Source organism: Schlesneria sp., from assembly GCF_036405755.1.
Classification (GTDB): Bacteria; Planctomycetota; Planctomycetia; order Planctomycetales; family Planctomycetaceae; genus Schlesneria; species Schlesneria sphaerica.
Genome location: NZ_DASWWZ010000582.1, coordinates 1 through 4,820, shown reverse-complemented (window position 1 = coordinate 4,820; position 4,820 = coordinate 1). Strand labels below are relative to the sequence as shown.

Below are 4,820 nucleotides of genomic sequence, written 5' to 3'. Positions count from 1 at the left end.
TCGAGAAGCCCAGGGCCCCCATGGCGGCAAATGCGCCAATCAAGGTCACCGGGACGGTCGTTGCAGGAATCAGCGTGGCTCGCCAGTCCTGCAGGAAGACCAGAATCACCACCAGCACCAGTACACCTGCTTCGGCCAGTGTCTTATAAACCTCGTGAATTGACTCATCGACGAAGATTGTCGTATCGAAGGGAATTTCGGCCTTAATCCCCTCGGGGAAGTTCCGTTCCAGTTCGTGCATCGCTTCTTTGACGTTCTCGGCCACGCGAAGTGCATTTGCTCCCGGCAACTGATAGACGAGCAAACTTGCCGCCGGGCGTCCGCCGATCTCACACCACTGGTCGTAGGTCTGAGCCCCCAGTTCGACGCGGGCGACGTCCTTCACCCGCGTCACTCGCATCCCGGAGCGATCGTCCGAAACCGACTTGATGATGATATTTTCAAACTGAGACGGATCGCTCAACCGCCCTTGAACCATCACGTTGTACTGAAAGCCCTGTTCACGGGGCGTTGGCGCCTGGCCTACCTGCCCCGCCGCAACCTGCACATTCTGTTCGCGAATCGCAGCCAGAACGTCTTCTGTGGTCAGGTTACGTGCCTTCAGCGAATCCGGACTGATCCAGATTCGCATGCCGTAAGTACCGCCACCAATGACCTGCACATCGCCAACCCCATCCAGCCGAGTCAGCGCGTCTTTGACTCGCAAAGTCGCAAAGTTACTCAGATACAGGTCATCATAGGTTCCGTCTGGCGAAATCAGTGACGCAACGAGAGTGATGTTCGTCGATTGTTTCTTGGTCGTGACCCCTTGCCGCTGCACTTCCTGAGGAAGTCGCGGCATCGCGACGGCAACACGGTTCTGGACCAGAACCTGAGCGTCGTCGAGGTTCGTTCCCACCTCGAAGGTGACGGTCAGCGTGTAAGAGCCGTTACTCGAACAGGACGAGGACATGTAAAGCATGTTCTCGACACCGTTGATTTCCTGCTCGATGGGGCCTGCGACCGTATCGGAAAGAACTTCCGCATTGGCACCTGGATAGACCGCCGCCACTTGCACGGTAGGGGGTGTAATTTCGGGATACTGCTCAATCGGCAGCGAGATCCCCGCAACGATACCGACCAGCATCGTGACGATGGCGATCACATTGGCGAAGATCGGCCGCTCAATAAAGAACTTCGAGAACATAATCGTCTGCTGGCAAGAGGTACGGGGCGACCATAAGAATTACGCGGTCATGCTGCGAACGGGACAACGACGGCGGTGCAGGAATAAATCCCGATCAACGTCGACCAGCACCTGTCGTTAACGACACGGTCGCGGGCGCGGGTTCTGTTTTCGGAGAGACCTTGGCACCAGGTCGGGCTCGTAACAATCCGTCGACGATCAATTGGTCACTTAACGAAATCTGTCCTTCGACGACTCGCAAGCCATCGACAGAGACGCCCGTTCGCACGGGGCGGTATTCCACGGTCCCATCCGCCGCGACCACCAGTAGATACTGGCCCGACTGATCTGTTCCGAGCGCCCGCTCGGGAACCAGCAGGGCATCCACTCGTTCAACGACAGGAATTCGCATCCGCACGAACATTCCGGGGAGCAAGCTTCGGTCCTCGTTCTGGAACACGCCTCGCACACGTAGCGTTCCGGTCCCGGCATCAAGCCCGGGATCGGTGTAGTTAATCTGGCCCTGTGCAGGGAACCCGTTTTGACTGGCCAGCCCCAGTTCAACAGGAACTGGCTCGGCCTCGGAATCGGTGCTTTCGGATCCGAATTTTGTCAGCGCGGGGGTCCGCAGAACATCGGATTCGCTGATCGTCGCGTAAGCGTAAATCGGATTCATCTTGACGATGGTGGCGAGCACCGACGATTGTCCGTCACCGACCAGGTTTCCGATATCGACATTGATGTGACTGATCCGACCATCGATCGGTGCCGACATGCGGCAGTAGCTGAGATCCAGCTGCGCATTCTGAACCGCGATCTTGGCTGACTCGACCTGCGCTTCGCAGGTCAGAATGGTGGTCTCGTAGGTGGCCAGTGCCTGCTCCAGATTCGCCTTCGCCGATTCCAGATCGGCATCGCGTGACTTGCGTGTCGAGGATGCCTGATCCATGTCTGACTCAGTTGCGATCTGCTTCTGGAACAGTCCGCGAACGCGCTGTTCTTCCTGGCGTGCCAGTCGCACTTCCGATTCACTCAGATTCACACGAGCTCGGGCCACTTCGCGAGATTTCGAAACGGTGGCCTGCTGCAGGGCCGCTTGTGCTTCGCGCAGGCGCGTCCGGGCGGCATCCAACTGGATCTGGAAGGTCTCTTCGTCGATCACCAGAAGCAGTTGGCCTTTCTTCACTTCGGCACCTTCCACGAAGTGCTTCTCTTTCAGAAAGCCTTTGACGCGAGCCCGAATCTCAACCGTCTCCATCGGCTGCGTCATACCGCTGAATTCCAGATACTCGGTCACCGTCCGTTTGATCGGATTACTGACGGTCACTTCGGGAGGGGGAGGCTCGATATAGGCATTCGGCGCACCGCAGCCCGCAGCAGCCATCGCCAGCCAAAGTGCCATTCCCGTCTTTCGTATAGACACGATTCGTCTCCCAGTTAGAATTGACCGCCCGGTCAATACAATTGACCGAACGGTCAATATCTTATACATGGATGAACGTGCGTCAATCCTGGTTTGACCGTCAGCACCCCAATAAGCCGCATCATCAATTACCGGTTACGTGTGAAGCCCCCGCAAGACTTTGCACGGTGCAAACCAAGGTGGGACAGTCACGGCAGGCACTTGGTTCGCACTCCTCCTTGATAATTCACAAACGCCTGTGGAAAAATATGTTGCGGCGAGACGATTGGCGTACACTTCTTGACACCATTGGCCTGTCGTTTTAGCATTTGTCTCCCGATTCGAACTGGAGTTCCCCATGACGCAGGTGAGTCGACGCGTTCGAGACCCTGACGCCGTCCGCACGACCGTTCTCGACTCTGCGCTGGAATTGTTCGCACGATACGGCTTTGCCGATACGTCACTGCGCGAGATTTCTCGCCATTCAGGCGTCTCGCACCCTCTGATCCTGCACCACTTCGGCAGCAAGGAAGAACTCTATTCGTCAGTGAAGCGTAGAGTGGTGGAGGGCTATGCACAGCGATTTCCCGCCGCAGCCCGCGCGATCAATCGTCCCATCAATCTGCGTGCAGAGATGAAGCGGATTCTGACCTATGTAGGGGAAAATGAACTCGCCATGAAGCTCTGCGCGCGAACGCGCGTCGATGGAGACCACCAGGTCTGGCCAGGCGAACCAGACCTTCTCAACCTGATCCGGCAGCGGATCGAAGTGGCACAACAGAAGAAGCTCATTCGCGACGACCTGGACGCCCAGCAGCTCAGCGTCATGATTCTGGGGATTGTCTTCTTCTGGCTCGACAACCGCCTGCATTTCGCTGAGCGGTTTGGTAAGCCTGTTGACAATGATTCTTATATCGACACAGCAGTCAAAATGATCGAAGAGGGACTGCTCGTCCGCACTCCCAAAAGAACTGGCAAACACAAATCTTCGCCTGATCTTGATCCGTGAAGCGGTAAAAGCCGTTAGTATTCTTCCTTACCTCAGCAACGGGAGACGGCAGCAACCGGAATGGACGAGGTTCGTGCGCGACGCTGGCTCGACCGTCAACATACCAACCCGCCACACCACACCCCCTCTACAAGGCGAGTGAGCATGCGAAACCCTCCTGATCCCACCACATCTGTCAACGCGGCGGGAAGACTGGTGGCGGGAACATTCGGGTTTGCCTTCGCAGGAATTGGGATTTCCGTTCTTGCTTTTCTCTGGCTGACACCATTCAACACTTTTGGATCGCCACCCCTGTTCTTCCGAGTCTTCGGCTCGTTCATCGCTTTGATATTCGTCGTCATGGGAGGAACCACGTTCCTGGCGGCTCTCAAGGGGGGATCGATGTTGAGCCCCGCAGACCTGCACCGAGAGAGACCGGACTCCCCGGCGGTTAACACGAGTGAGCGTCCTCCAACTCACCCGGTCTATTCTTGTACCAATTGTGGTGCACATCTGGGAAAAGGAGCGGACGTTTCCCCGCTGGGTGACGTTAAATGCCCGTTCTGTCACAAATGGTTCAACATTCATCGCCCGATGAATCAGTCGTAAACGACGTCAGACAACGAACATGACAACGCTGTGACGGAATCCAGAGCGAGCGGCGACGCAGCCGCATCCTGATTCCCGATCAAGTCTTCCATCGAACGGAAAAGAGACTATTCGTCGGGCAGGGGAGGGACGTCATCGAAATCGTCGGGCAGGGGAAGTTCCTCTGTTTGCATCGACTGCGGCAGAGTCCTGAGCGCCTGGGGAACGATCTCCAGAGTGGTACCGGCACGTTGCAGTAACTCTTCTCCACCGGCCATTCCTGGCGGAGTGTGGCGCCAGGCGGTTCCGGCCAGCACCTGACGACGGCCCTCCTCGAAAAGAGTCGTCATCATCTCCGAATCAAAGTCGGCCGCCGACTTGGAAACTTCTAATTCGCCGGGCACCGCAGCCAGATGGTACTGCATACCCGTGAGCAGGCTTTGCATATAAAGCTTAACCAATGCGTCGCGAGTTTGTGCATAGAGAAAGATCGAAACGCTATCCCCGACAACATTCAGCACCCGCGTCGTGACAGGGTGCGGGTCAGCATACAACTTCCCGGCAACAATGACATATTCATCGGAACCGTAAAGCAATTCGGCGAGACTCGAGGCCGTATACTGATCTTCGGAAAGCGCCGGCGGCCTGAAGAACAGGGGCTGAGTCAGACCGCCGTC

Annotated in this window: 5 protein-coding genes; 2 read left to right on the top strand and 3 right to left on the bottom strand. The window is 56.7% G+C overall.

Going from position 1 to position 4,820, the window contains the following annotated elements; all coding sequences use genetic code 11:
- Together VGE80_RS19365 and VGE80_RS19360 are read right to left on the bottom strand one after the other, a co-directional pair.
- Positions 1-1,186: efflux RND transporter permease subunit (locus tag VGE80_RS19365; protein ID WP_440593801.1), on the bottom strand; the 1,186-nt coding region annotated here is incomplete at its 3' end.
- Positions 1,187-1,280: 94 nt separating this feature from the next.
- The gene (locus VGE80_RS19360; protein ID WP_373649802.1) at positions 1,281-2,588 is read right to left on the bottom strand and encodes an efflux RND transporter periplasmic adaptor subunit; all 1,308 of its coding nucleotides are present in this window, start codon (positions 2,586-2,588) and stop codon (positions 1,281-1,283) included.
- 337 nt (positions 2,589-2,925) lie between these two features.
- Between VGE80_RS19360 and VGE80_RS19355 the strand changes: the two genes are divergently transcribed.
- Both VGE80_RS19355 and VGE80_RS19350 read left to right on the top strand, forming a co-directional pair.
- On the top strand, positions 2,926-3,576 hold the full coding sequence (locus VGE80_RS19355; protein ID WP_373649801.1) for a TetR/AcrR family transcriptional regulator: 651 nt from the start codon (positions 2,926-2,928) through the stop codon (positions 3,574-3,576).
- A 144-nt stretch (positions 3,577-3,720) separates the two neighbouring features.
- On the top strand, positions 3,721-4,164 hold the full coding sequence (locus VGE80_RS19350) for a hypothetical protein (protein WP_373649800.1): 444 nt from the start codon (positions 3,721-3,723) through the stop codon (positions 4,162-4,164).
- Positions 4,165-4,271: 107 nt separating this feature from the next.
- Here VGE80_RS19350 and VGE80_RS19345 read toward each other — a convergent pair.
- On the bottom strand, positions 4,272-4,820 hold a 549-nt coding region (locus tag VGE80_RS19345), incomplete at its 5' end, for a hypothetical protein (RefSeq protein WP_440593800.1).

Bases quoted from the DNA above. Each gene is read 5' to 3' on its own strand.
- VGE80_RS19355 (WP_373649801.1), top strand. From the start codon at position 2,926: ATGACGCAGGTGAGTCGACGCGTTCGAGACCCTGACGCCGTCCGCACG.
- VGE80_RS19350 (WP_373649800.1), top strand. From the start codon at position 3,721: ATGCGAAACCCTCCTGATCCCACCACATCTGTCAACGCGGCGGGAAGA.